This window comes from Clostridium sp., assembly GCF_051656525.1.
Classification (GTDB): Bacteria; Bacillota; Clostridia; order Clostridiales; family Clostridiaceae; genus Clostridium.
Map to the genome: position 1 here is coordinate 11,669 of NZ_JBOGCC010000219.1, position 22,735 is coordinate 34,403.

The window sequence follows — 22,735 nt, forward strand, 5'->3', positions numbered from 1 at the left end:
ATGAGTTTAGGAATGGCATTGATGGCTGGAACTCAAATTATGGGTGCTTATGGTTCTTATAAATCAGCTGGTACCATAGCTTCCACAGAAAGAAAAATGGCTGAACTACAAAAAGAATATAATCAAAAAGAAATTGAAGAAAAATATAAAAGAGATTTTATGGGCATGACTGAAACTTATACAGAAAAAAGGGCGATGATGATAAAGGAAGCTGCTGGAGTAGCTTCCACTCTTAACACTGTAACTGCAAACGCCGCTAATGTAGATAATGAATTTAATAGTTTTAGAAGTGATTCTTTATCTAAATTAGACTCAGATTTTATTTCAAATTTAAATGAAATAACTTCAGAACAAATATTTAATATGAGAGAGTTATCAGAAACAAGAATTAATTCAGAATTAAATAATGATCTACAATTAAATAACATGATGACAAACATTTCTAGTAAGCAAATACAAGCTGAAAGCAATTCAGTAAGTAAAGCTCTAATGGGTGCTTATAACTCAGCTTCTCAACTTATGCAATACTCACAAAATAAAAGAACTGATACGGAAGCTAAAACTTCCGGAGCCGAACAAGGTGCGTTATCTAGTTTTGGAGAGAGTTTTAAAAATATGTTTTCTGGACTAGGAGGGTTTTTAGGATGAATACAGAATTATTAAATAAATTTGTAGGAGATAAAAGAACAGCTACAAAACAACTTGGAAATATAGTTAATATGAGTTATTCTTCAGAAAATCCTGGTACAGAACTAGCATATAAAGCAATAGCTGACTTAGCTGAAAAACATCAAAACTTTAAAATTTCCAATGAAAAAAATCAGTTGTTAATTAAAATAGCTGATATGGATAATGAATTTCAGAGTAAATATTTAAATGATCCTACCATATATACTGACCAAGATAAATTTGAAGGTATGGTTACAGCTTATAACAATGAATTAATAAAAAGTAAAAGAGAATTAATTTTAGGATCTCAATATCTAAGTCAAAGTGATGTTGATAAAATGATCGGTTCTCAGAAAATTGTAGATGGTGAAAAATTAAATAATCTACAATATAAGAGAAACCAAATGTTTATCAAAGAAACTTATGATACTGCATTATTAAATCGTCAACAACTAGAAACTATAGGTTCTAACCTAGACCCTTCTCAAACTGAAATGTTCAATGAAGTTTTAAACAGTTTAAACGAAACTGCAAAAGCTTTAGAAACTACAGGAATGAGTAAAAATAAAATCGCTGCCATGATTGGTGAGAGTGTGGCCAACATGGAATATAGCAGAGATAATAAAGAAATACTTGCTATAGTAATCAATCCCAATATGTCATTTGATGATAAGATGGCCACTATAAGTAAATATAAAAAAAATGCTATGAGTGATAATTATTTAAATCAAATTTCTGGTGTTTATAATGATAAATTTAAATTTGATGAAGAAGCACAAAAAGCATTTAAACAATCGTTTATGGTTAGGGGTAGCCAGACACAAGCTGGTAATGATAGAGAGCTTGAAGCTATAGAAAGAATGGCTATATCACAAGAAAAAAATAGAATTAATGCATTAAAGCAAATTGAAAAAGATAAAAAAGCCGCTCTATCCACTGAAGAAAAAGTTAGAAAAGCTATCAATGATAATGATCCTTACAGATTTATAGAAGCTAAATATGATGTAGTTCCAACTACAAAAGAACTAGTACAAGATAATTTACTTTTAGAAGAAACTTTCAATACATCTTTAGCTGAAATTGGAGATTCTACAAATAGGGATGTGGCCAATGTTGTAGCTTCTGGAGATTTACAAAGAATAAAACAAGAGATTGCAGCTTACACAACAGATGGAAGAACACAAGACGAAATTATAAATGAGGTTATATATCCATTTGCTAATGAAATGGCCGGTAATGATGATTATGCTAGAAATGCAATTCTTAAAAATTTAGGTATGCAACTTAGAGGATATAGTCCAACTTTACTATTAAAAGCTCCTACTAGACCAAATATGGCCAAGACAAACGAAGCTTATACATATGGTAAAAATATTAGAGCAGAAGTTGAAGTTAAAGCTCCGAATTGGCTTGATGAAACTCTAACAAGGGATAATGTTAGAACAAGATATTTCCAACTTTCTAACGCTGTTGGTTCTACTCCTACAGCTAAAGAAAAGTTAAACACTTTATTACTTGGAAAAATGAGACAAGCGGGGTATACTAAATATACACCGATAGATGTGGAAAGCTTTATTGAAGATGATAATAACTTTAATGACATCCAAAATAGTTTGCAAGATTTAATGGATCTACAAATTGCACCTATTAACTATCGTTATAAAAATATAAGAACCGACACTCTAAAAGGTTCTGGAGAAAGTGGAGGTACAAACAATGACTTCGGATTTACAGGAATTAAACGTAAATAGTAATGTTGAAGAAAAACCAATAACAGGACTAGCTGAAGCTACTGAAACAAATATAAGGGTTGGATTTGATAAGTTTGCAACTAAGTTTTTATATCCTACAAATAGGTTAGCTGAAGCATTTGGAGCTACACCAGAGAATTATTTTTGGTTAAAAAAAGAAGAACAATTAAAAAAAGATATTGCGTATAAAGAAGATAAATTACAAAATTATTACAATAGAAAAGATATAGTTACTGGGACCAGCTTAAATTTAGCTGGTTCTTTAGTACAAGGGGTGGCTGACCCTTTTAATGCTGCTATTAATATGGCGACTGGTAGTTTTGGAGTTGTTGGTCAAGCTTTAATGAATACAGCCGAGTACCTAGTAGAAGAAAATATCATTTATGATAGAACTTTAAAAGATATAGGTACAGAGGATATACCTGGACTTGTTGCTTCTATAGTTATGCCAAAAGGTGCAGAATTTATTGATAGTAAAAAATTTAAAAAAGGTGAGTTGCTAGGTGATGTAAAATTCAATATGGACCAACTAGATAATCAAGGTAGAGTTTATAAAAAACCTACCGTTGGTGAGGTTATGGAAGATTTGAAAAAAAGAGGTGTTGATACTAGTGACACTAATAAAGTTTTGGATAATATACAGGAAGTTTCACAAGTTTTAAAAACTATAAATGAGAGTGAAAATTTAGAGGAAATGAGATTTTTATCTGATTATGTAACCAACACTTTTGGAGAACTTGGTGACTACGTAAGAGAAAAAAGAATTTTAGCAGCTTGGGAAGAAGTTAAAAAAACAGATGTTGAAATAGATTTAGAAGCTCCTAAAGCTGAAGTGAAGCCTTCTAAAATTCAAGTGGCACAAATTAACAAAACTGTTAACGAAAGTTTTAAAAAGGTTGAATCGTTACATTACGATATAGATGGTAAAAGAGCTTGGAGTAAGGAAGCTGTAAAAAATTTCTTTGAAGGTAAAAACATGATACCAGAAGGAGAAACTATCGTGGATAGTAAACCTTATACAAGTTCTAATTATGTTAGAGGAAAAACAGGAGATCAATATTTTACTTATACAACTGCTAGAGATACAACTTTTACAGTGAAAACAGTTGACCAAAATGGCCAATACAGAATAAGAGAATACTATTTACAAAGTGATGGTGCATTAACTGAAATACCCACTGTACAATCCACAAGAAGTAGCCTTGACATAGTTAATCGAGCTATTAATAAAGAAAATGGAATTATACCACAAAATCAAATGGCTGATGTTTTAAATAGAGATCTTTATGATGGAGTTCAAGGAAACTATGGTTTTTCTTCTGGATTTGAAAGAAATTTTGATAACTATTTAAGAATGGCCAGAGATATAGACAAAACTATAGAAACAGATTTAGCTGTTAAAGGTAGAACTAATATAAAAATGGAGAGGGAAATGGATATAATTTTCAAACCCATTAAAACAGATATAGAGTTATCTTTAAAGCAGCTAGAAATGGAAGACGCACAGGAATTATTTGGAGCTACTAGAAACTCTAAACCGTTCGGGAATCAGCTTTATGATTTTGCTAAAGGTTGGGATAAACAAGAATTTATCAATATTTTACAAAGTAATACAGAAAATTTTGAGCTTGACGCTAGAATAAGAGCGGATGAATTAAGAAAAGCTGGTGATGTAGCTGGAGCAGATGAAATTATAAACCAAATGGGTACATTTAAAATTTTAAAAGAGAAATTAAATTACTATGTGGGTATTCAATCTGGCGAAGGTGCACCAGTAGAAATTGGAGAAGCTTTTTATTTAAATACTTTTTATAACAAAAGAGAATATATGCAAAATTTAAATGTTGCTGTAAAAGATATGGATGTTGAATTTTTCAATAAAATGTCAGCTTTTATTGGTGATGATGTAGAAATAAATGCAGATGATATTAAAAGCATGGCTGCTTCAATGAAAGTTTTGGGTAGAGAATCTAAAATAACCACTCCAGGAGTTTATTCACTAAAAGATTTTCCAGAAGAAATGGGAATTTTATTAAGAAATGATATTGAGTCTACCACTAGAGCAGCTGCAAAAGGTGCATATGGAGAAGCCAAAACTATTGATGTAGTTGGAAAAAAGTGGGGAAATAATAGAGATTATTCCAACTTTGCTAATAGTTTTTTAGGTACAGAGAACGAGCCTTACGAGGTAGTATCTAGAATCTACTCGACTATAGCTAAAAATAAATTAGGAATAGATAAAATTCAAGATAAAATTTTAAAACTTACTCCTGGTATGCCTGTTGGAGAAGGAACAGACAGAAGTTTTATTCAAACTATTTCTGATAGACCTATTGGAAATTATATGAAACAACAGCTTGAAAAAGTTAATTTAGGTGGTGCAGTAGATGAAAGATATAAACCTAATTTTAACATTGACCCAGATGATCCTAAACTAGCTAACAAAGTTATAAGAAGAGCTGTAAAAAATTTCATGTCTTATAAATACCTAACTTCTCTAAACGGTTTAAAAGAAGAGGGTATGAATAAGAGAATGGGAATAAGAGGTGGTGCTCAATTAGGATGGGATTTTAAATATTCCCAATTAAAAGAAAATTTCTTTAAACCAGTGGAGAGTGAAACAGGATTTATTAAAGCTATAAATGCAATTAGAAAAGAAAACTTAGATTCTATAGCTGACCCAGTTATAAAATCTAGGGCTGAAGCATTTTTGACAAAATACCTAGCTAATGATCCTATTTTTAATGACCCTACCAAGTGGACCTTAAAAGATACAGGAGCAGAAAGTAAACTGTTAAAAACAGCAGATAAGACACTTCAAAAGTTACATGCAGTCTCTAAAAAAGGGGCTTGGCTTCAAAGTGCTTCAGACGCTCACAGAACTTTCAATGCTGAGTGGTTAAGTAAAAATTATTTAATGGATATTATTCCAACTATGACAGGGAATGAAACTCCATTACTTAGAAAAATTTTAGATAGTAATGGTATAGATGATACTAGGTTTGGAGAAATAAAAAATATTATAAAAAATTTAGATTCAGATAAAATTGACGATATTATATTTTCTGGAAGAGTTGCTAAAAATGATGATGAATATGTAATTCAACAACTGTTTGAACAATTCGCAGATGTATTAGGAAGAAAGTTTGACCCATTTGAAAGTGCTGCACAAGGAACTTTAGGAGAGGGGTTTGTAGCTGACCAATGGGCTTTATTTAAGAGATTCAGTATGGGAGCACTAAGCAGAACTTACAACTCTATGTCTATGTACTATGATTCAGATGGTCACCTAAGAGGTAGAATGAGTGGAATGTTGGACTCTATAAGAAATGGAGAGGGTATGAAAGGTGTTAAAAATACCTTAGAAGGCTCAAATAGGATGTGTATAGGTAACTTCGCTTGGACAGCTGCCAAGTTTAAACTTGCAACTATGGGTATAAGCTATATCACTGGTACTGTTGCTGGTACTGTTGCAGATGAAAGAGTGGAAAGTGAAGTTGACGCTATAAGCAGAGGTGAGGTTTTACCTTCTGTAGTAGATGGAATAGTGGAGCAGTTTTTTAATGAAACTGGTATAAATATTGTATTTGGTAGTAAATCTGTATTGGGTGGATTCTATGACCAAACTGTAAAAAGACAAAGACTTGCAGCAAGTGCAGAAAATTTAAATCCAGCTGAAAAGGTAGCTTATTTTGTGGCTGCTGCTGTACTTCCAGAAAATTTATCTAGAGGTATAGATAATATGAAATTTCAATCTAGTATAGGTACTAGAGCTTACGGATCTGGAGAAATTGCTCAATCTTTATGGCGTAGCAAATATAGAAGAGAAGCTCTTTATGAGCAATCTTTAGGACAACTACCAATTGAAAAAGTTGGAGAGTTTTTACTAGGTGGTGCAATTTCTTTATTTAGTATAGGTAAAGATAAAAGACAAACTTATGAAACTTTAAATGATAAATCAGATTTTGAGAAAGCTCTTAAGAAAAATCCAGATAAAGCTCATGAAATTATGGGAACTGACAAGAGAAAAACTCCAGATGATTTAGCTATATTAGGAGCAAGTGGAGCTTTAGAGTTAACTAAAGAGGTTATGGAGGTACAAGCTATTGGAGAAATTATGACAGATAATGATTTACTTCCAGAGCAAAAAGAGGTAGAATTATTTAATCTTGGTTTAGATGTAGATACACAGGCCAGAAGAATGAAGAAGAGTGATTTCAATACTCTATCAGCTATACTAGCTTATAAAGGTATAAGGGACCAAACGGAAATATTAACAGCTATGCACCAGTTTAATTCAACTAAAAACAAGAATGATTTTTATAATGAAATGTTTTTAAATGATGATGATTTTAATATGTTTGAGAGCTTTATGGCTAACCTTGCAGCTAAAACTGAGGATGTGAACAAGCAAATTAACAAGAGAAAGTATAGAGTTGGTATGAATGGGTATTTAGAAATTTTAGATATTTTAGATAATTATTAGGAGGATCTATGTTGAAATTTAATTTAAAAAGTTATTCAATGTTGTGTTTGGTAGAAATAATGTTTATTTTTATAAATTTATTTTTACTAAAATATGGAAATTTTAAAATGGCAGCTGTAACAACTTTTATTTTAGTAATTCTTAGGGGTGCATATGCCGTATTTGCTAAGATGAAATTCTTAGATGGGATTGTAGTTTTTTTAACAGGAAGGTTAATTATACACTTTGTTAGTTTTTATGTAATTAAAATTACTAGGGTTGCTGGTTTGATGAGTTTAGAAACTTCGCTCTATATATTTATTATGATAGTTTTGATAGATGTAATTTCATATGTTTTTATAAACGGTTTAAAGTTTATAGAAAGAAAGTTTTTAGAATAAAAAAAGGAGGGTGTGAAAACCCTCTTTTATTATTTATAATATTTTTTTAATTTTTTAACTTTAGATTTTTTAGAAACTTTCATAAATTTATCAAAATTATTTTTCATCTTCCACCTCCAAGAAGTAACTAGCTACCTTCTTTTTAAATTCTTCCCAATCTAAATCGCTCTCTTTATATTTCTCTGAACTCAAACAATCCTTTAATTCCATATTATATTCTTCTTCAAATTTTCCTATTTTTAAAAACTCTATTGGAGAAATAAATTCTCCGAATTGGAAACCTACATCTATTGCCTTTTTATAATCATCCAGCTTGTTAAAATCAAAACTCATTCACTTCACCTCACTAACATCTGTTATGACTATATCTTTAATAATTAACATTTTACTACCACTTCTTTTCAATTGTCTGGCAGCGAAAATGTATAAAAGTTCAATTTCTGTTTTTTCCTTTAATTCAACCTCTATATCATTTATCTTAAATTTTGCAACTATACCACTTACGTTTAAACTCAGCTTGTTATCCACTTATATCACTCCCTTTCTAATTTTCCACTTAACTGTTCTTATAGCATTTCTACTTCTAACCTTTGATAACAAATTATTTATATACTCACAAGTGTGATTAAGGTTATTCCTAACCACATTGATGTCTTTGGTAGTCCATTTATCACTTTTCATAGGTCCTCCTACACTCCAAACTTTTTTAAAATCTCCTGTACCTCTTCCAAACTCCTAACCACATAATAACTACAATCTTGTTTCTTTATACCTTCCTCAACTTCCTTCTGTTCCTTAGATTGCCTACCTGTAGGCGTCTTAACCTCTAACCCTATAAAACAACCTTTGGTAATAACTATCAAATCGGGCACCCCCTTTTTGCTTCCCGGAGGTAATTTCCTAAACTGCATTGTTCCATTTGGACCTTTATTTACAGGTGGTATGTTGTTGAATCTAGTAAACCATAATTTTCCTTGATTTTCTAAAATTGATAAATATCTGATGATGATAGACTGTATCTGAGTTTCTGTAACTTTCATAATCTCCCCTTCTCCTTTAACATAAATATTTTATTTCTAACCTCTCCTTCTGATCTATCAAATTTTTCAGAAAGAGCTTCATAAAGTTTTTTTCTTAATTCTTTAACTGGGTACATTTCAATAACTAATTCAATTTCCTGTTCTGTCCAAAAATTATGTTTTCTTTTGCCACTCTTTTTAGGATTTTTATCCTCTGGCTTGATTCCAACATAGTTATCAAGCTGTATACCTTTAATCTCTCCAAATAGTTCCTCTGGAAAATTCGCTATTCTCATACAAATACCATCTTCGCCATTTGGGTATATCAATAATTTTCCATTGTTATATATTAAATGCTGAGCTACTTTTGCTATTTCCTTTATCTCTTTTAAAGTTATATCTTTCATATTTCCTCCTACCTATTAGGTTTTATATCTAATTTATTTAATCTTCTTCTAACTGCTGCTTCAGTTCTTCCAAGTTCTTTAGAAATTTGCTTGGGATTTAATTCTGTTTCCTTTAAAAATTTGTCCTCAGATTCGCTCCAGTGCTTAAAATTAGCTGTGAAAGTATCTCGGCTGTATGTTTTGCCATTAAGGTTTTCTTTTGCCTCAATTCCTTCTAATTCTTGTAAACGGTTTAAAACATATCTAGAGCATTCTTCACAAAAATAAATAGCTTGATTTTTACCAATTGTAAGTTTATATTTAGCTTGTGAGGAACAAGAGCATTTATCTCTTGTTCTCTCCAATTTTTCTAGGAATATCATTTTTTATCAGCTTCTTTCTTTGTGAAGTTAGATAAAGCGTCAATTATCTCTCTTTTTTCAACCTTTTTAAAATACTGAGGATTTAATTGAGGTCCAAATTTACCTGGGTATTTAGTTCCTATTTTCATCCTTTGGTCTTCGCTTAATTTGTTCCAAAGTTCTAAGAAATCTTTATCCAAATCACTTTCTTCATACTGTTTCTTTTCTTCTTTAGGTTGTTCCTGTGTAGTGGTTTTTTTGTTTTCTTGTTTAGATGCTTCATCTTTTTTTCTACCATCGTTATCCACATCATCTTCGTCAGTAGCTATATGGAAATACTTTAGTAAAAAATATCTTTCTCCATAAGTTAGAGCTGACCCTAAACCTTTCTCCCAATCATTTTGGCCGTTAGCACCCCAAAGGCATACGTCTGTTTCTCCTGTATCAACATCTATCCAAGTCATTCTCATTGATACCTTTGTTAGAATTTCACTCTTTGGTTTACCTTTCCACTCTCCTGTTTCTCTATCTAAAGATAACGAAACTTGATAGTCCATTCTATCATTTATAATATCTGTTATTTCTGGTTTTAAAAGCAATCCTATCTCATTCATAATAGGTTTGATGTGGTCTAGCACCTTTTCTCCAGATACATATTTATAGCTCTTTGAATCTGCATTTTTCTTTAAACCGTTTACTTTGGTTTGGATGTAATGGAGTTTTTGGTATACTCCTTTTAATTCTTCTCTGATTTTTTTTTGTTCTTCCATTACTTCCACCCCATTCTTTCCATCATTTCTTCTTCAAACTCTTTCTCTTTTTCGTACTCAACTACAACTTTTTCCAATCTCTCTATGAACTTCATATAACAAGATCTTTTAGAAGTGCTGATATTTTCATTTTTTAATTTCTCTCTATATTCCTCTATAACTATTACTATTTTTTCCATTATAACCACCAATCCTTTCTGAAATTATGACCTTCTTGTTTTTTATCTTCTCTAGCTATAATCAAACTGATACCTTCATTATACGTTTTAAGTAATTTGCTATTTGTTTCTTCTGGTAAAATTATGTAGTCTAGAATTTTTTTCTCGTAATTTTTACCACCAGTAAAAACAAATTCTTTAAACTTACCGGTGGAATCATCTAACGTTACAAGTGTTTTTTTACCTTTATTTTCTAAACGCGAGTAAAAGTTGTAACCTACAAACCAACATTTTACAATTTCCACTAAAACCATCTCCCTAATTTATCATCTAATTTAGATTTTCTAAAACTTATATTTTTGTCAACCACTGGAAACCCTGTTCTAAGGCTATATAGATTGTTCTCTAACTTCTTATACAACCATCTGTTGTCGTAGCCTATATTCTTCTCATACCATCTTGTAGAAAGGAAATTTAGAGTTTCATCACTAACTAGAATTTCTTTTACTTGATCCTTTAACTTTTGAGGTGCACCTATCCAAAGCGTAACACCTTCTATCCCAAACTGAACTTTAGATTTTTTACCACTCTTCCACTCTATCTCAGCAAAAGTTTTTTTATCCTTATAAGAAAAGTTTATTATTCTCATATATCCTCCTTAAAAGATTTTCTTTACAAAAGTACCGTAGATTAAAACCATAACTGCTGAAGCTATACAGTAAGTTTGTAACCAGCTAGTATCAAACAAGCTCCCGAAGAATCCTCCAAGTATTAAGAATGTAAGAATTAAAATTTCTAAAGTTTCTTTAATCTTTTTCATATGTCCTCCTTGATTTGAGGTGGCCAGTAAGGTATAATAAATTTGCATGGGTGGCCTTACTGGCTGCCTTTTTTTTATTTTTAAAACCATATCTAAAATTATGAGGTCTTTTTATCTTAGTTTCGCTCCACTCTAAATGTAATAATTACACCATTACTTTTAAAAGTAACTTATGAGTATCTTCGCCATTCTCCCTTTAATTTTATATAAAGTTCTAAAAACTTTTTTCGCCTTTCAGCTTTCTTGTCACAAGTATAATACTTATTTTAATTTTTGTCAATAATAATTTTAATTATTTTTAAAATATTTTTTATTTATTTTTTCTTACCTTATATATGCTAATCAAAAAGCATATTTTTAAACTATATTTTAATTAATAAAAATTATTATTGACATTTTATTTTTTATGTATTATAATCATCTTATAAAACAACAGGAGGAAAAATATGATAAAAAAAATGAAAATACAAATAACTTCGAGCAACACTTTTATAAATATACCTAGCAAGGTTAGAGATATGATGAAGTTGGAAAAAGGTAGCGAGATCTTATTTGAATATGACAAAAAGACAGATACTATCATTATTAAAAAAATTAAAGATTAGGAGGAAAAAGATGGAAAATAGATACTTAGAGGTAGTGAGAGAGAAAAGTTTCGTAACTGCTATGACGAGTTTACAAGTAGCAGAGATCACAGGAAAAGAGCATAAAAATATAATCAGAGATATAAAAGATGAAACATCTAAATTAGGAGTTGAAATAGCTGAGCTCATTTTTGAGCCGAGCGAGTATAAAGATAAAAGTGGTAGAACTTTAGTTATGTATAACCTTTCTCGTGATGGAGCTATGCAACTCGGAGCAAGGTATGACGCAACAACTAGATACAGGATGATACAAAGAATAAACGAGTTGGAAACTTTCGTAAAACAAGATTCATATACAATTGCTGACCCAGTGGAAAGAGCTAAAAGATGGATAGAGGAACAGGAAGAAAAGAAAGCTTTAGAGTTAAAGGTTGAAGTTAAGGAACAAATTATCCAGGAATATAAACCTAGAATAGAATACTTAGATACAATTTTAAATTCTAGTGATACAATGACAATTTCACAGATAGCTGCAGATTATGGAATTTCAGCAATTGAATTAAATAGAATATTACATGAAGAAAAAATTCAAAGGAAAGTTAATAAACAATGGTTACTTTATACAGATCACATGAATAAAGGTTGGACTAAATCCGAAACTATAGAGATACCTTTAAAAGAAGGTAAAAGCAAACTTGTGATAAATACCAAGTGGACACAAAAAGGAAGAGTAAAAATAAATGAAATATTAAACGGTTTAGGTATAGTTGCTAACATGGATAAGGAGTTGAGAGGGTAAGAGTCGCTAGGAAAAATTTCCCAGTGAGATTATACCCTGTACCAAAATGTACACCCTACAGAATGTATAACTAGAAAAAAATAAAAGAAAGTGTAGGAGGAAATATGAAAAAATATTGACTTGTGGTAACGATTGATATATAATAGTGGTAACAACAAAAGGAGGAGTTTATGGAAATATTCATGAAAATAAGAGTCACTTTAGAGTTCAGAAAAAGAATAAAATTACTTTGTGAAGTAAAAAATAAAAGTTTTTCAGAATTAGTGAGAGAATACCTAGAAAAAGAAATGAAAAAAAACAGCATTTAAGGAGAAGGACATGTCGAAAGATATAAGTTTTAAAAAAAGAAGATTTTTGCAGGAAAAATATGGAAATGTATGTCAAATTTGTGGAAAAGAAATAAAAGAAGAAAATTTGTGCATTGAACATATTACTCCTAAATTTAAAGGTGGGACAAACAATATCAATAATCTTTCTGTAGCTTGTAAAAGTTGCAATAGCAGAAAAGGCATTCTGAATAGTTATGATTTTAAATTAGAAAAAATGATTATGGAAGATGAATTTTTTATAAATCTAATTAGATATGAAAACAAAAATGGAGTTTTCAATTATGATAAAACTAAAAATAATATTTTGGAAAAATTAGAGATTATAGAAAACAAAGTTTCTAAATTGAAGGAGATCTTAAAAATTATAGAAGGTGAGTTCGATGAGAGCAATTAAAAAAGAAGATTTAAATAATGTTGTTTTTTTTCAAGTGCCAAAATGGCTTATGGACCTATTTATAAAAGGTTTGATTTCTCAAGGTGCTTTCAAGACTTATGTTTTGATGTTTGACAGAGTTAGGTTATCATCTAAAAATAATTGGATAGATGATAGTGGTGATGTGTATATAAAATATTCTTACGATGAAATGCAGAAAGATTTAGAATGTTCTAGACAAGCAGTTTCAAACAACCTTAAAGATCTTGTAAAATGTGATTTGATAGACAAAGTTAGAAAGTTTAATTCTAGTAGCGTTTTTTATTTAAAGATAGGTAGTCTAGAAAACTTGACTAGTAAAGAAAACTTTGAACAGAAGTCTAGAAAACTTGACTGCGATAGTCTAGAAAACTTGACTGACATTAGTCTAGAAAACTTAGACTCTAGTAATAGTAACTTTAGTAAAAGTAATTTAAGTAAGAGTAACTTAATTAAAAATAACATCTCTTCTGAAATAGAAAACTCAGATTTGAGGGATGATCTAAAAAATAAATTATTAGAATTTGTAACTTTTAGAAAAGAAATAAAAAAACCAATTAAATCTATAGCTAGTATAAAAAAATTAGTTACATCTATTGGAAAAACATTTGTAGATGAAAATGATTTAATAGAATGTATAGATAACTCTATAATGAATGGGTGGCAAGGGGTATTCCCTAATAAAAATAAAAAGGCTGCTCCAGTGAGAGAAAAATCATTCGCTCAGAGAGAGCTAGAGAGATTGGAGAAATTAGAGAGAGGTGTTGAGTAATGCAAGATAAAATATTTATACAAGGAATCAGCTTAATAGAAACAGCTATACAGAAGAATTTCTCAAAGGAACAGATAAGACTTTATAGAATGTTACTAGATGATGTGGAAGAAGAACAGTTTATAAATGGAATTATGAGATTGTTAAAAGAGAGGGTTTATACAAATATACCAGCTCCAGCAGAAATAAGGGAGTATTGCTTAGAATTAAAAGAGATAGACTTTGATTTTAAAATAGCTGAAGCAAGAAATAAAATTAAAAATGCAATATCTAGTTGTGGTAGTTATAGGAATGTATGTTTTGATGATCCTATTATCCATGCAATTATAAAAAGTTTTGGTGGGTGGACTAAAATTTGTTCTAGCGATATAGATGAATTTAATGATTATTTAAAATGGGAGCTACCAAAATTATATAAAACTTACTCAACAAGAAAAATTGATGTAGATTTATTTTTAACAGGAATTGGATATAATTCAGAAAAAGAAGTTGAGATTAAATATATTGGGTGTGAGGACACTATAAAAAGGTGGCATAAAAAGTTCTTAGAGAAGAATGTAGATAGGTTAGAGCTAAGTAACGTATCGAAAGCTAGGCAACTTGGTTTTGATGTAAAAATAGGTATAGAAAATAAACCGTTTAAAGATGTAAGTATAATGATTGAAGATATGAGAAAATAAAAAAAGGCACCTGCTAAGTGCCTTGACAAAAGGAGTTCTATGGTTGATTTCTCTTTTAAGAAAATAAACATAAATCAATCATACACCTTTGGGTGCAAAAAGTAAATAAAAAATAGAGAAATTTGGAGGAAAGTATGGAAAAGTTAAAAGTTGGAGATAAAATATATACTATAAAAAGTAAAGAGATAGAAGAGGTTGTAATAGAAAAAATAGGTATAAAATACATCTATTTAAAATTTGATTGTTGGGTTTATGATAGAGAAAAGAAGAAATATAAAGACGATTTTTTAAAAGAAATAAACGACGAAAAAGTAATTCAAAAAAGATGGTTTAAAACAAAAGAAGAAGCATTACTAACTATTGAAGCTGATGAAAAATACCAGAACATCTTACATCATATAGCTAAAAGTTACGGTAATCCGTTTAAAGATTTAAGTTTAGAGGAAATAAGAAGTGTTTATAACATATTGTTCAAGGAGGAAGAAAATGGAAATAAAAATTTATAACCAGGATTTAATTTGCAAATTAATGATAAAATATATAAAAGATCACAACTTACTGCCTTTAAATGGGGGGGCAATAGATAGAAAGAAAATTATAAGTCAAGTTAGAGAAAAGGTTAAAATGTGTATAGAAAATAAAATTGAATACCTTCCAGCTGCTAGAATAGTTTTGATAGAGGGTTGTAATAGTTGGGATAATCAAGATGTGGTTGTACCTTTTAAAATTACAAGATGTGGAAATGATGTTTATAATGTTAAAATGGCTGTTAAGAAGTTTTAAGGAGGAAATATGGAAATATTTTTAAAATTTAAAAGCACACCTCAAAATTATGAGAAAGAAAAGATAGGAGTTAAAAGTAATACTGTTAGAAAAATTTACCCAGAAGAGTTCAAATTTAAAAGAATAAAATGCCTTCTGGAAGAATTAGAAAATTCTAACAACAGAATAAGAATGTTGTTAGAAATGGATTTATGGATAGAAATTACAAATACTGAAACTGGTGAAAGTTTCGAGAGACATATATGGGATATAACTGAATTTGATGGATATTATATTATAAGTTGGTAGGAGGAAAGATGAAACTAGATTTACACTCACCTGGAGCTGATACGCTCCAGAAAATGCAAAGGGAATTTGAAGAAAAAATAATAAATGATATTTTGGAAGGGATTATAGAGCATGGGCTTAATAAAAAAATAATTGATGAAAGTTTTGAGTTTAAAAATAATTTCCTTATGAAATGTAAGTTGATTGTAGTTGAAGTTACAACTAGCTTTTTTAATGATCCTTATGATTATAAATTTAAAATAAAGGTGAATGAAGAAGTTTGGAGAGAATATTGGGTCGTTAGAGAAATATCTCTAGAAAATCATGAAGCTAGTTACACTCAGACTACACATAGTTTTAATCATGTTGGTGGCACAAGTGAATTGATAGAAAATATAGAGTATTTAAATATCAAGTATGAGCAGTTAAAGGAGAAAAAATGAATACAATCCTATTTATATTAATGTGTTCGCTGATGATAAAATATGTTGGGAGGATTCAGATGAAAAGAATAGAAGTTCCAAAAGAAAATAAAAGTAGGTGCAAAGGGTGTTGTCTATTGAATAAATATTGCTTCACCATGCTGAAGGAAGGCAAAAGAGAAAAGTGTGAGGAAGAAGGGAAAAGTTTTGTATTTAAGGAGGGTAAGGAATGAAAATAAAAGATCTAGAATATTTAAACAATTTTTACTTTGAGCCTACTCAAACGGTTTGTGAAAAGGTGGGAAAATTAGAGGAAGAATCCAAAGAGGTTATAGAAGCTCACGAAGAGTCTTTGGAAGGTAAAAAAACTAATTCTGACGTGGCTCAAGAGGTTTTAGACACCATTCATGCTGGAATAAATTTATTGAAGAAAATGAATGAAGAGGAATTAATAACAATCGAGACAGAAATATTTAAACATTCTGTGAAGTTGGGTGAGTATTTGGAGAGTAAAAAATATAAAATTTAAAGAGGTGGAAAATGATATTCTATGAAAAAGATAAAAATTTAGTTACTGGTCAAATTTTTCCAGATGACATAAAAGAGAAAATAAAAGAAATGGGGGTTGAAATTTTTAATCAACCTCCACTTTTGGAAGAAAGGTATTATCATATAGAGAATAGGAAAAAGAAGGATAGAAGGAAAAATAAAAAGAAATTTGGAAAAAATAAAAGATAGGAGAGTGTTGGAATGAATTGTGATAAAGTGAATCTAGTTACAAAATATATAGTAGATATAGAGCGAGAAACAGGTGGTAAATTCTTTTTAGGTGTGGAAGAAGATAGTTGTGTAGCCGGTGTTATAGTTAGAGGTCTAAATTACAACCGAGATAAAGTTCACAAAAAGTTAGGAACTCTTATGAGAAAACTAAAGTTAAAAAATTATAAACATGTGATGGTGGGTGATAATATAATCCTTATACAATTTACAGAATAAATTTAAAGAGTGTTGCAACACACTCTTTTTTTATTGCAACATTAATTGACTTTATGCAACGCAACAAGTATAATATTATTAGAAATTGCAACAAACCTTTTAAATTAAAGGAAAAACGACCGTTGCAACGTAACAAATAAAATAAGGTACGATTGAAGGAGGTGTCATTGATGTGGATGTTAAAGATAAAGCTAAGAAGATGTGGGAAAGAGCTGGAGGTAATAACGCAGAAAAGGGCACCTTAAATAACATAGCTGAAAAACTAGGCGTTACAGCAGCAGTAATTAGAAGTTGGAAAAGCAGATACAATTGGGGTGACAACGCTCCTAAGATACCAAAGGTAACAAACAGGAATAAAAAAAAAGAACAAGCTAAAGCCATGATAGTTTCTGGCGATAGCATTAAAGAGGTTTCAGAAAAAACAGGAATACCAGAAGGTACGCTCTATGTATGGAGTTCTAAATATGAGTTACAGGAAAAGAGACTCAGAAACTTATTGAAGTTTAAAGAGGATAATATCTCTATTATAATGGAAAATAAAAGAAGAAGGCTCCAAGCTGTAACTAAAGCCACCTTCATACTAAGTGAAATTGTAGATAGGCATACAGATGATAATGGGGAGTTGTATATCCCTGGAAAGTTTTTAGATGATCTAAAGAAAACTCAAGAGATTGAGGATATGATTTTAGGTATAGATAGAGTGGATGATATAATAAACAAGTCTATTATCAATGATATTAACCTTAAAAAACATGAAATGGATAAACAAAAACTCAACCTTTCCACTAAAGAGAAACTTGAAGAGTGGCTTCTATCTCTGAATGAAGAGCAAATTAATGAGTTGTTGGAGAAGATGAACAATGGAAAATAAACTTCAAGAACTTTTATTAAAGAGAAAAAAAGAGATAGTTGAGGAAAAAAGAAAAGCGTGGGTGTTTAAACCTAGAAATTATCAGAAGAGATTAATAAACAAATATGAAGAGGGAGTTAAATTCTTTCTAATATGCTGGGCCAGAAGATTGGGTTAAAAAAATAGCTCATCCATCCTTAAACGGAGAAAGCCTAAGTCCTTATGGATACGGTAACTTACCGTGCTAAATCGCTTTAAGCGTAAAAGCCTAACGACTAGAGTTGTATGTAGAGAAGACTCGTAGAGCTAAGTAGCTCGAAAATGGATGGCCACGAATGTGGAAGATATAGTCTATTCTCATATGAAAATATGAGCTGTAATAAAAATTAAATAGGAGGATTATAATGATAAAAGTAAAAACACTTGAAAATTATAATAACGTTTTAGAGAAATACTATGTAACAACTTGCGGAAAAATTATTTCTTCAGAAAAAAATGGATTCAAAATTCTTAAACCTAATATAAATAAAAAAGGTTACCATCAATGTAGAATGTATTGTGATGATAAAAGCAGTTTAAGACCTTACATTCATAAAGTTGTAGCTTTAGCTTTTATAAAAAATATACACAATTTAGACCAAGTGGATCACTTGGATATGAACAAAGAAAATAATTGTGTAAAAAATTTAGAATGGGTGAATAATTTAGAAAACATGAAAAGAAGAAATAAAAAATTAGGAAGTGTAAATTCGAAACTTACCCCAGAAGATGTAATATTTATTAGAAAAAATTACAGAAAATGGAGAGAGGGTAGAATTTGGAAATCTAACGCAATAGAATTTTCTAAACGGTTTAACGTTAGTGCTAAAGTTATTACCAACTGTGCTAATGGTTTATCCTATAAAGATATTACGGAGTGAAACTAACGACTTCACTTGAATAATTAAAAGAAAGATATGATGGCCTTCAGTATAGCATGTAAACAATGTTTAGAAACTCCCAACTCAATAGTTTATTATGTATTCCCTACCATGAAACAAGGTAAAATGATGATACTAGATGGTTACACCAATGACAAGAAACCTATCATCACAACTGTTGTACATGATAATGTTTTGATTAAACCAGAAAAAAGTGGAAAATTATATCACCATGATAATACAATAAAATTTAAAAATGGATCTATAATATATTTTGTAGGTGCACAAGACGCAAATAGTAAGGTTGGAGGAAACTTAGACCTTTTAGTTATTTCAGAAGCTGGACTTATTAAAAATCCAGACATATTAACTTATCTAATACCTTCTGTAATCAACGTAGGTGGTAGAATAATTCTAGTATCTACCCCAAGATTTGGAAGCTTATTTAATGATATGCTGGACCAGTTAAATGGAATGTGGCATAAAGATGTGTTGAAAGCAAATGAAGCTTTTGACGATGAAGGAAACAGGATTCACCCAGATGAAAAGTTGGAGATCGCAAAAACTCTAATGAGTAAATCTAAATTTATGCAAGAATATTTCTGTGATACAGAGGTTGCGAATGAGGAAAGTATCTACTCCGAATCTCTGGAAAATAGAAAAAGTGTAAAAGAGTTAAACCCTTTACCGTATAGAACAACTGTTGCACTTGACTTAGGAATTAATGACAGTACAGCTTTAACCTTCTATTATGGCAACACTATGGTACATCACTATCACAATGTAGATAAGCCTACCCAGCATTACATAGAGTACATTCAAAAGTATATGGCTGATAATAGGAGGGATTTATCACAAATTGAGATTGTACTACCTCACGATAGTAGGAACAGGCAAGACGCAGTTACACACCTTATAAGTAGGCAACAAGCGTATTTAAATGTGTTTGGCGGAGGGAGAGTATTCGTTGTAGGTGCTCAAGATGTTAATAAAACAATTGAGATTGCAAAATGGTGTATAGAACAAGGAAAGGTACAGTTCTTGGAGAATGAAAGTGTTACAGGGTGTATTAAGTTGATGAAAAAGTATGAGTGGAGAATTGACAAGACAACAGGGGAGAATCTAAGAACTCCTGTCCATGGGAGAGGTTTATCAGCTTCAAACACTTGTGATAGTTTCGAGTACTTTTGCGTGAGATCATATAAGGAAGAGTATGACAGAAACCAAATGTTGCTACTTGGAAAAATGGGAACTCACAACACCATGAACAGTTATGGAAGTTATAATGCTTTAGGAGGATAATATGAAATATGAATTAACAAATAATTTCACAGAGATTACAGACACTAAACCCTTTACTATCCAATGTAAAGGCGGGTTAGGAGTTGAAATTTGTACAGGAGATACACCAGTTAAAGGGGAAGGAATAACCCTTAACCTTGGAGAGAGGGAGTATTGTGATAGTGCAGTTAAGGTATGGGCAAGAGCTTTAGGAACAGCTACCGAGAAGGCAACAATAACAGTTGTGGGTTTCTAGTTCCCTCCTATTTCAAGAAGAAGAGATTAGGAGGGATATGGGCTGGAGATAAACCTTTGGACTCGATAAGTTTATGTTTTTATGGGGATTCTACGGGAATTAGAATGTGGAACAATCCTAACGACCCTATGCCGATTAAAATAGCAAATGGTAAAACTTTAGAACAGTGCGTGTATTATAGAGGTGGAGGAATAACTGTTTATACAGATAACAGTGTAACAGTTAAAAGTTATCCAGGTTTTTACGACTACTACCTAGCAAACGAAAGAAAAATGTCAGAAGTTATGATGTTGCCGGTTGAAGGAGAAGAAATTGTAAAAGATGAAGAATATTACGAAAAATTAATAAATGGGTTAGCGATAGATTACAACAAACAAGTTGAGAACGCGCCTAACATTTATAGAAGCACTATGGTATTACAAGATGTAAATACTCCTGCTCCGATTGATTTCGCTTGTACAGTGTTTGCAGATGGGCAAATATGGATAGGAGAGGGATATAGTGTAGGCGCTGTTGATAGACCGCCTTGTCCTGTGAATGTACCGAGTGGTAAACTTGCTTTTGTTACTCCTGCGACTAGTGATACGCATAGTTTTGTGATTAAGGGGGTTACAAATAATAACAGTCCCGGGTTAATATCTAAACACCACTCAGATTCCAGTTATTGGAAGATAGAAATTAAAAAGATTCATAAAAAAGACATACTTGTTTCATCGTCTTATATAAATGAAAATGTAATTAGATTAGCAGGAAGTACAAACTCAAATACGTTATTTATAACATTTGGGAATAGGCAGTTTTTAATCGACTCCTTCTCCCAACACCTAATCTACAAAGCTAACCTTACAGAAACAGAGTTGAAAGCTGAACTTGCTAAAGATATAAAATTAAGATAACATGGAAGGAGGTGAGATATGAAACAACTTACCCCAGATGAAATTAAAAAAATAGAAGATGAAATATGGAGAGAGGATTTTATATCCCCCTCCAATAAATTTTACTTTATAAATCATAGAAAAGGTTATTCCGAGGAAGCTTACCTACTCAACAACTATTACATAAATTTCACCAAGAGTAATGACATTTGGTGGATGGGATTGATAAACTTGAAACCTAATGAAAAAAGTGACTTAAAAGGATTGTTAAATGCCTTCAAAGGGTTTATAATAAAGTATAAGTTTGTTGGGATATGGAGACATAAAGACAACTTAAAACTTAAACCTCTTCACGAGAGAGCCTGTAGAATGTTTAATGGGTTTAAAGGTGTGGATGGGGAATATGTTTATATGGTTTTTAAAAAAGAATAATTGATTGACTCTTTAATCGGTAAATGTTAAAATATCGGTAAAGGAGTGTGATAGTATGTGGGTAAAGAAAAATGAAACACCTATAAGAAGAGGTTACAGAGTTTATTACTTATGTGAGTGTGATTGTGGAAGTGGTGTAGTTAAAGAAGTTAGAGAAGATGGCATAGAAGGTAGGGGGTGTGGTTGTAAAAGAAAAGAAAAAGTTGCAAAACATAATCTTTCTAACCATAAACTTTACAAAGTGTACGGCCATATGAAAAGCAGATGTTATAACAAGAAGGATAAGCTTTACTACAGATATGGTGGTAGAGGTATAAAGGTGTGTGATGTTTGGTTAGAAGACATAAGTGTATTTTACGAATGGTGTCTTGCTAACGGCTGGGAAGATGGGTTGCAAATAGATAGAATAAACAACGATGGAAATTACGAACCCAATAACGTAAGGTTTGTAACTCAAACAGAAAATGTAAGAAATAGAAGTAATACATTAAAAATAGAGATAGAAGGATCAGTTAGAGCTTTTGCAGATTGGTGCGATTTGTTTGGTGTTGACTATAAAAAGGCTAAAAATAGATTCAATCAAGGTATGAAGGGTAAGGAAATTTTCTTTAAAAAGAAAGTGATTATAGAATGGGAACCGATTTAAATGGAGGTGAAGAAATGGGAGGATTCGTTGGAGACGTACTAGGTAGTATATCAGGTGGTATCATTGGGGAGAGTCCCCAGGAGAAAGCTGAGAAAGAAGCTAGAAAAAGACAACAGGAAGCTGAGAGAGCCAAAAGAGAAGTTGACTTGAAAGCTGAAAGAGAGAAAGAATTGTTAAAGCAACAGGAAAAGGATATCGCAGAAGCTGGAATGGCAACACAACCAGACACACCAAAGGCTAAACCTACTACTACAGTTGATTTTAGCCAATCAATTAAGGCTGGTGCTGAGGATGAAGATGAACTATTAAAAATGTTTAGGGGAGCTGGTAAGTAATGGAAAATTTAAAAGTTCCCAGTAAAGAAAAATTAAAGTATCTAATGGATGTAGCTTCTAAGTATAAGGAAGATGTAAAGAGTGAATTAAACACTTGCTTCGAACTAGCTGACGTTTATTTCAAGATAGAGGATTCACCTTCTGAAAGGAAGAATAAACCAGCAAGAGAGATAGATTTCTCCATTATAACAAGTAGGAAATTTTTAGCAAACTTCACTATGGCCAATGTATTTAATAGAAATAATTCATGGGCTAAAATGCAGATTAATAAAAATACCTACCTCAAAGCTACTAA

At 31.0% G+C, this 22,735-nt stretch carries 39 protein-coding genes; 28 read left to right on the forward strand and 11 right to left on the reverse strand.

All coding sequences use genetic code 11. The features are described 5' to 3' along the window. From ACRDDY_RS10595 to ACRDDY_RS10610, 4 genes are read left to right on the forward strand one after another with little or no spacing between them, the layout of a single operon-like run. Complete coding sequence (locus ACRDDY_RS10595; RefSeq protein ID WP_438564918.1) at positions 1–648, forward strand: hypothetical protein; 648 nt, start codon at positions 1–3, stop codon at positions 646–648. Continuing rightward, positions 645–2,420 carry a hypothetical protein gene (locus ACRDDY_RS10600; RefSeq protein WP_438564919.1) on the forward strand — a complete coding sequence of 592 codons (1,776 nt, stop codon included), beginning with the start codon at positions 645–647 and terminating at the stop codon, positions 2,418–2,420. The genes ACRDDY_RS10595 and ACRDDY_RS10600 overlap by 4 nt, the downstream gene beginning before the upstream one ends. After that, positions 2,386–6,906 carry a hypothetical protein gene (locus ACRDDY_RS10605; RefSeq protein ID WP_438564920.1) on the forward strand — a complete coding sequence of 1,507 codons (4,521 nt, stop codon included), beginning with the start codon at positions 2,386–2,388 and terminating at the stop codon, positions 6,904–6,906. Before ACRDDY_RS10600 ends, ACRDDY_RS10605 begins: the two co-directional genes overlap by 35 nt. An 8-nt stretch (positions 6,907–6,914) precedes the next feature. Then, positions 6,915–7,286 carry a hypothetical protein gene (locus tag ACRDDY_RS10610; RefSeq protein WP_438564921.1) on the forward strand — a complete coding sequence of 124 codons (372 nt, stop codon included), beginning with the start codon at positions 6,915–6,917 and terminating at the stop codon, positions 7,284–7,286. Positions 7,287–7,382: 96 nt separating this feature from the next. Here ACRDDY_RS10610 and ACRDDY_RS10615 read toward each other — a convergent pair whose 3' ends face one another. Genes ACRDDY_RS10615 through ACRDDY_RS10665 form a run of 11 tightly spaced genes read right to left on the reverse strand, consistent with a single transcriptional unit; the run spans position 7,383 to position 10,801 of the window. Continuing rightward, positions 7,383–7,619, reverse strand: coding sequence for a hypothetical protein (locus ACRDDY_RS10615; protein ID WP_438564922.1), 237 nt, complete (start codon positions 7,617–7,619; stop codon positions 7,383–7,385). Continuing rightward, complete coding sequence (locus ACRDDY_RS10620) at positions 7,620–7,814, reverse strand: hypothetical protein (protein WP_438564923.1); 195 nt, start codon at positions 7,812–7,814, stop codon at positions 7,620–7,622. It abuts the gene before it with no gap. Then, on the reverse strand, positions 7,815–7,967 hold the full coding sequence (locus ACRDDY_RS10625; RefSeq protein WP_438564924.1) for a hypothetical protein: 153 nt from the start codon (positions 7,965–7,967) through the stop codon (positions 7,815–7,817). A gap of 8 nt (positions 7,968–7,975) precedes the next feature. Further along, positions 7,976–8,326: a VRR-NUC domain-containing protein gene (locus ACRDDY_RS10630; protein ID WP_438564925.1), complete on the reverse strand. Its 351-nt coding sequence runs from the start codon at positions 8,324–8,326 to the stop codon at positions 7,976–7,978. Continuing rightward, on the reverse strand, positions 8,323–8,712 hold the full coding sequence (locus tag ACRDDY_RS10635; protein ID WP_438564926.1) for a hypothetical protein: 390 nt from the start codon (positions 8,710–8,712) through the stop codon (positions 8,323–8,325). The genes ACRDDY_RS10630 and ACRDDY_RS10635 overlap by 4 nt, the downstream gene beginning before the upstream one ends. A gap of 8 nt (positions 8,713–8,720) precedes the next feature. After that, the gene (locus ACRDDY_RS10640) at positions 8,721–9,074 is read right to left on the reverse strand and encodes a hypothetical protein (RefSeq protein WP_438564927.1); all 354 of its coding nucleotides are present in this window, start codon (positions 9,072–9,074) and stop codon (positions 8,721–8,723) included. Then, complete coding sequence (locus tag ACRDDY_RS10645) at positions 9,071–9,823, reverse strand: ERF family protein (RefSeq protein WP_438564928.1); 753 nt, start codon at positions 9,821–9,823, stop codon at positions 9,071–9,073. The genes ACRDDY_RS10640 and ACRDDY_RS10645 overlap by 4 nt, the downstream gene beginning before the upstream one ends. Then, a complete protein-coding gene (locus ACRDDY_RS10650) occupies positions 9,823–10,002 on the reverse strand; it encodes a hypothetical protein (protein WP_438564929.1) in 180 nt (59 codons plus the stop codon). Before ACRDDY_RS10650 ends, ACRDDY_RS10645 begins: the two co-directional genes overlap by 1 nt. Beyond that, complete coding sequence (locus tag ACRDDY_RS10655) at positions 10,002–10,286, reverse strand: hypothetical protein (protein ID WP_438564930.1); 285 nt, start codon at positions 10,284–10,286, stop codon at positions 10,002–10,004. The genes ACRDDY_RS10650 and ACRDDY_RS10655 overlap by 1 nt, the downstream gene beginning before the upstream one ends. Beyond that, entirely contained in the window at positions 10,286–10,630 is a 345-nt protein-coding gene (locus ACRDDY_RS10660) for a hypothetical protein (protein WP_438564931.1), read from the reverse strand. The genes ACRDDY_RS10655 and ACRDDY_RS10660 overlap by 1 nt, the downstream gene beginning before the upstream one ends. 9 nt (positions 10,631–10,639) lie before the next feature. After that, entirely contained in the window at positions 10,640–10,801 is a 162-nt protein-coding gene (locus tag ACRDDY_RS10665; protein WP_438564932.1) for a hypothetical protein, read from the reverse strand. Positions 10,802–11,247: 446 nt separating this feature from the next. On the opposite strand from ACRDDY_RS10665, the gene ACRDDY_RS10670 reads away from it, so the two are divergent. The 24 genes from ACRDDY_RS10670 to ACRDDY_RS10785 form a co-directional block, all read left to right on the forward strand. Then, positions 11,248–11,406, forward strand: coding sequence for an AbrB/MazE/SpoVT family DNA-binding domain-containing protein (locus tag ACRDDY_RS10670; RefSeq protein WP_438564933.1), 159 nt, complete (start codon positions 11,248–11,250; stop codon positions 11,404–11,406). Positions 11,407–11,416: 10 nt separating this feature from the next. Next, a complete protein-coding gene (locus ACRDDY_RS10675) occupies positions 11,417–12,184 on the forward strand; it encodes a phage antirepressor KilAC domain-containing protein (protein WP_438564934.1) in 768 nt (255 codons plus the stop codon). A 170-nt stretch (positions 12,185–12,354) separates the two neighbouring features. Further along, entirely contained in the window at positions 12,355–12,492 is a 138-nt protein-coding gene (locus ACRDDY_RS10680; protein WP_438564935.1) for a hypothetical protein, read from the forward strand. Positions 12,493–12,502: 10 nt separating this feature from the next. Beyond that, entirely contained in the window at positions 12,503–12,907 is a 405-nt protein-coding gene (locus tag ACRDDY_RS10685) for an HNH endonuclease (RefSeq protein WP_438564936.1), read from the forward strand. Beyond that, positions 12,894–13,697, forward strand: a complete 804-nt coding sequence (locus ACRDDY_RS10690; protein WP_438564937.1) for a replication initiator protein A — start codon at positions 12,894–12,896, stop codon at positions 13,695–13,697. The genes ACRDDY_RS10685 and ACRDDY_RS10690 overlap by 14 nt, the downstream gene beginning before the upstream one ends. Then, entirely contained in the window at positions 13,697–14,377 is a 681-nt protein-coding gene (locus ACRDDY_RS10695; protein WP_438564938.1) for a DUF6475 domain-containing protein, read from the forward strand. The genes ACRDDY_RS10690 and ACRDDY_RS10695 overlap by 1 nt, the downstream gene beginning before the upstream one ends. Positions 14,378–14,511: 134 nt before the next feature. Further along, the gene (locus ACRDDY_RS10700) at positions 14,512–14,883 is read left to right on the forward strand and encodes a beta barrel domain-containing protein (RefSeq protein WP_438564939.1); all 372 of its coding nucleotides are present in this window, start codon (positions 14,512–14,514) and stop codon (positions 14,881–14,883) included. Next, entirely contained in the window at positions 14,864–15,160 is a 297-nt protein-coding gene (locus ACRDDY_RS10705; protein WP_438564940.1) for a hypothetical protein, read from the forward strand. The genes ACRDDY_RS10700 and ACRDDY_RS10705 overlap by 20 nt, the downstream gene beginning before the upstream one ends. 9 nt (positions 15,161–15,169) lie before the next feature. Further along, a complete protein-coding gene (locus ACRDDY_RS10710; protein ID WP_438564941.1) occupies positions 15,170–15,448 on the forward strand; it encodes a hypothetical protein in 279 nt (92 codons plus the stop codon). A gap of 8 nt (positions 15,449–15,456) precedes the next feature. Further along, positions 15,457–15,870, forward strand: coding sequence for a hypothetical protein (locus ACRDDY_RS10715; protein ID WP_438564942.1), 414 nt, complete (start codon positions 15,457–15,459; stop codon positions 15,868–15,870). A gap of 59 nt (positions 15,871–15,929) precedes the next feature. Beyond that, positions 15,930–16,082, forward strand: a complete 153-nt coding sequence (locus ACRDDY_RS10720; protein WP_438564943.1) for a hypothetical protein — start codon at positions 15,930–15,932, stop codon at positions 16,080–16,082. Continuing rightward, positions 16,079–16,378 carry a hypothetical protein gene (locus ACRDDY_RS10725; protein WP_438564944.1) on the forward strand — a complete coding sequence of 100 codons (300 nt, stop codon included), beginning with the start codon at positions 16,079–16,081 and terminating at the stop codon, positions 16,376–16,378. Before ACRDDY_RS10720 ends, ACRDDY_RS10725 begins: the two co-directional genes overlap by 4 nt. Positions 16,379–16,389: 11 nt before the next feature. Beyond that, positions 16,390–16,587: a hypothetical protein gene (locus ACRDDY_RS10730; RefSeq protein ID WP_438564945.1), complete on the forward strand. Its 198-nt coding sequence runs from the start codon at positions 16,390–16,392 to the stop codon at positions 16,585–16,587. Positions 16,588–16,599: 12 nt separating this feature from the next. Continuing rightward, the gene (locus ACRDDY_RS10735) at positions 16,600–16,845 is read left to right on the forward strand and encodes a hypothetical protein (RefSeq protein WP_438564946.1); all 246 of its coding nucleotides are present in this window, start codon (positions 16,600–16,602) and stop codon (positions 16,843–16,845) included. 172 nt (positions 16,846–17,017) lie between these two features. Beyond that, positions 17,018–17,716 carry a terminase gpP N-terminus-related DNA-binding protein gene (locus tag ACRDDY_RS10740; RefSeq protein ID WP_438564947.1) on the forward strand — a complete coding sequence of 233 codons (699 nt, stop codon included), beginning with the start codon at positions 17,018–17,020 and terminating at the stop codon, positions 17,714–17,716. Further along, complete coding sequence (locus ACRDDY_RS10745) at positions 17,706–17,873, forward strand: hypothetical protein (RefSeq protein WP_438564948.1); 168 nt, start codon at positions 17,706–17,708, stop codon at positions 17,871–17,873. Before ACRDDY_RS10740 ends, ACRDDY_RS10745 begins: the two co-directional genes overlap by 11 nt. Before the next feature lie 226 nt (positions 17,874–18,099). Further along, complete coding sequence (locus tag ACRDDY_RS10750) at positions 18,100–18,615, forward strand: hypothetical protein (RefSeq protein ID WP_438564949.1); 516 nt, start codon at positions 18,100–18,102, stop codon at positions 18,613–18,615. Positions 18,616–18,654: 39 nt separating this feature from the next. Next, the gene (locus ACRDDY_RS10755; protein WP_438564950.1) at positions 18,655–19,917 is read left to right on the forward strand and encodes a hypothetical protein; all 1,263 of its coding nucleotides are present in this window, start codon (positions 18,655–18,657) and stop codon (positions 19,915–19,917) included. Between the two features lies 1 nt (position 19,918). Continuing rightward, positions 19,919–20,152 (forward strand): hypothetical protein, encoded by a 234-nt coding sequence (locus ACRDDY_RS10760; RefSeq protein ID WP_438564951.1) that lies wholly within the window; start codon positions 19,919–19,921, stop codon positions 20,150–20,152. Between the two features lie 56 nt (positions 20,153–20,208). Beyond that, positions 20,209–21,048: a hypothetical protein gene (locus ACRDDY_RS10765; protein WP_438564952.1), complete on the forward strand. Its 840-nt coding sequence runs from the start codon at positions 20,209–20,211 to the stop codon at positions 21,046–21,048. Between the two features lie 18 nt (positions 21,049–21,066). Beyond that, entirely contained in the window at positions 21,067–21,459 is a 393-nt protein-coding gene (locus ACRDDY_RS10770) for a hypothetical protein (RefSeq protein ID WP_438564953.1), read from the forward strand. Between the two features lie 55 nt (positions 21,460–21,514). Next, positions 21,515–22,105: a hypothetical protein gene (locus ACRDDY_RS10775; protein ID WP_438564954.1), complete on the forward strand. Its 591-nt coding sequence runs from the start codon at positions 21,515–21,517 to the stop codon at positions 22,103–22,105. Beyond that, positions 22,090–22,440: a hypothetical protein gene (locus tag ACRDDY_RS10780; protein WP_438564955.1), complete on the forward strand. Its 351-nt coding sequence runs from the start codon at positions 22,090–22,092 to the stop codon at positions 22,438–22,440. Before ACRDDY_RS10775 ends, ACRDDY_RS10780 begins: the two co-directional genes overlap by 16 nt. Then, on the forward strand, positions 22,440–22,735 hold a 296-nt coding region (locus ACRDDY_RS10785; protein ID WP_438564956.1), incomplete at its 3' end, for a hypothetical protein. The genes ACRDDY_RS10780 and ACRDDY_RS10785, both read left to right, overlap by 1 nt.

Coding starts and splice junctions, on each gene's coding strand:
- ACRDDY_RS10595 (WP_438564918.1), top strand. CDS start 1: ATGAGTTTAGGAATGGCATTGATGGCTGGAACTCAAATTATGGGTGCT.
- ACRDDY_RS10600 (WP_438564919.1), top strand. CDS start 645: ATGAATACAGAATTATTAAATAAATTTGTAGGAGATAAAAGAACAGCT.
- ACRDDY_RS10605 (WP_438564920.1), top strand. CDS start 2,386: ATGACTTCGGATTTACAGGAATTAAACGTAAATAGTAATGTTGAAGAA.
- ACRDDY_RS10610 (WP_438564921.1), top strand. CDS start 6,915: ATGTTGAAATTTAATTTAAAAAGTTATTCAATGTTGTGTTTGGTAGAA.
- ACRDDY_RS10615 (WP_438564922.1), bottom strand. CDS start 7,619: ATGAGTTTTGATTTTAACAAGCTGGATGATTATAAAAAGGCAATAGAT.
- ACRDDY_RS10625 (WP_438564924.1), bottom strand. CDS start 7,967: ATGAAAAGTGATAAATGGACTACCAAAGACATCAATGTGGTTAGGAAT.
- ACRDDY_RS10630 (WP_438564925.1), bottom strand. CDS start 8,326: ATGAAAGTTACAGAAACTCAGATACAGTCTATCATCATCAGATATTTA.
- ACRDDY_RS10635 (WP_438564926.1), bottom strand. CDS start 8,712: ATGAAAGATATAACTTTAAAAGAGATAAAGGAAATAGCAAAAGTAGCT.
- ACRDDY_RS10640 (WP_438564927.1), bottom strand. CDS start 9,074: ATGATATTCCTAGAAAAATTGGAGAGAACAAGAGATAAATGCTCTTGT.
- ACRDDY_RS10645 (WP_438564928.1), bottom strand. CDS start 9,823: ATGGAAGAACAAAAAAAAATCAGAGAAGAATTAAAAGGAGTATACCAA.
- ACRDDY_RS10650 (WP_438564929.1), bottom strand. CDS start 10,002: ATGGAAAAAATAGTAATAGTTATAGAGGAATATAGAGAGAAATTAAAA.
- ACRDDY_RS10660 (WP_438564931.1), bottom strand. CDS start 10,630: ATGAGAATAATAAACTTTTCTTATAAGGATAAAAAAACTTTTGCTGAG.
- ACRDDY_RS10665 (WP_438564932.1), bottom strand. CDS start 10,801: ATGAAAAAGATTAAAGAAACTTTAGAAATTTTAATTCTTACATTCTTA.
- ACRDDY_RS10670 (WP_438564933.1), top strand. CDS start 11,248: ATGATAAAAAAAATGAAAATACAAATAACTTCGAGCAACACTTTTATA.
- ACRDDY_RS10675 (WP_438564934.1), top strand. CDS start 11,417: ATGGAAAATAGATACTTAGAGGTAGTGAGAGAGAAAAGTTTCGTAACT.
- ACRDDY_RS10680 (WP_438564935.1), top strand. CDS start 12,355: ATGGAAATATTCATGAAAATAAGAGTCACTTTAGAGTTCAGAAAAAGA.
- ACRDDY_RS10685 (WP_438564936.1), top strand. CDS start 12,503: ATGTCGAAAGATATAAGTTTTAAAAAAAGAAGATTTTTGCAGGAAAAA.
- ACRDDY_RS10690 (WP_438564937.1), top strand. CDS start 12,894: ATGAGAGCAATTAAAAAAGAAGATTTAAATAATGTTGTTTTTTTTCAA.
- ACRDDY_RS10695 (WP_438564938.1), top strand. CDS start 13,697: ATGCAAGATAAAATATTTATACAAGGAATCAGCTTAATAGAAACAGCT.
- ACRDDY_RS10700 (WP_438564939.1), top strand. CDS start 14,512: ATGGAAAAGTTAAAAGTTGGAGATAAAATATATACTATAAAAAGTAAA.
- ACRDDY_RS10705 (WP_438564940.1), top strand. CDS start 14,864: ATGGAAATAAAAATTTATAACCAGGATTTAATTTGCAAATTAATGATA.
- ACRDDY_RS10710 (WP_438564941.1), top strand. CDS start 15,170: ATGGAAATATTTTTAAAATTTAAAAGCACACCTCAAAATTATGAGAAA.
- ACRDDY_RS10715 (WP_438564942.1), top strand. CDS start 15,457: ATGAAACTAGATTTACACTCACCTGGAGCTGATACGCTCCAGAAAATG.
- ACRDDY_RS10720 (WP_438564943.1), top strand. CDS start 15,930: ATGAAAAGAATAGAAGTTCCAAAAGAAAATAAAAGTAGGTGCAAAGGG.
- ACRDDY_RS10725 (WP_438564944.1), top strand. CDS start 16,079: ATGAAAATAAAAGATCTAGAATATTTAAACAATTTTTACTTTGAGCCT.
- ACRDDY_RS10730 (WP_438564945.1), top strand. CDS start 16,390: ATGATATTCTATGAAAAAGATAAAAATTTAGTTACTGGTCAAATTTTT.
- ACRDDY_RS10735 (WP_438564946.1), top strand. CDS start 16,600: ATGAATTGTGATAAAGTGAATCTAGTTACAAAATATATAGTAGATATA.
- ACRDDY_RS10745 (WP_438564948.1), top strand. CDS start 17,706: ATGGAAAATAAACTTCAAGAACTTTTATTAAAGAGAAAAAAAGAGATA.
- ACRDDY_RS10750 (WP_438564949.1), top strand. CDS start 18,100: ATGATAAAAGTAAAAACACTTGAAAATTATAATAACGTTTTAGAGAAA.
- ACRDDY_RS10755 (WP_438564950.1), top strand. CDS start 18,655: ATGGCCTTCAGTATAGCATGTAAACAATGTTTAGAAACTCCCAACTCA.
- ACRDDY_RS10760 (WP_438564951.1), top strand. CDS start 19,919: ATGAAATATGAATTAACAAATAATTTCACAGAGATTACAGACACTAAA.
- ACRDDY_RS10770 (WP_438564953.1), top strand. CDS start 21,067: ATGAAACAACTTACCCCAGATGAAATTAAAAAAATAGAAGATGAAATA.
- ACRDDY_RS10775 (WP_438564954.1), top strand. CDS start 21,515: ATGTGGGTAAAGAAAAATGAAACACCTATAAGAAGAGGTTACAGAGTT.
- ACRDDY_RS10780 (WP_438564955.1), top strand. CDS start 22,090: ATGGGAACCGATTTAAATGGAGGTGAAGAAATGGGAGGATTCGTTGGA.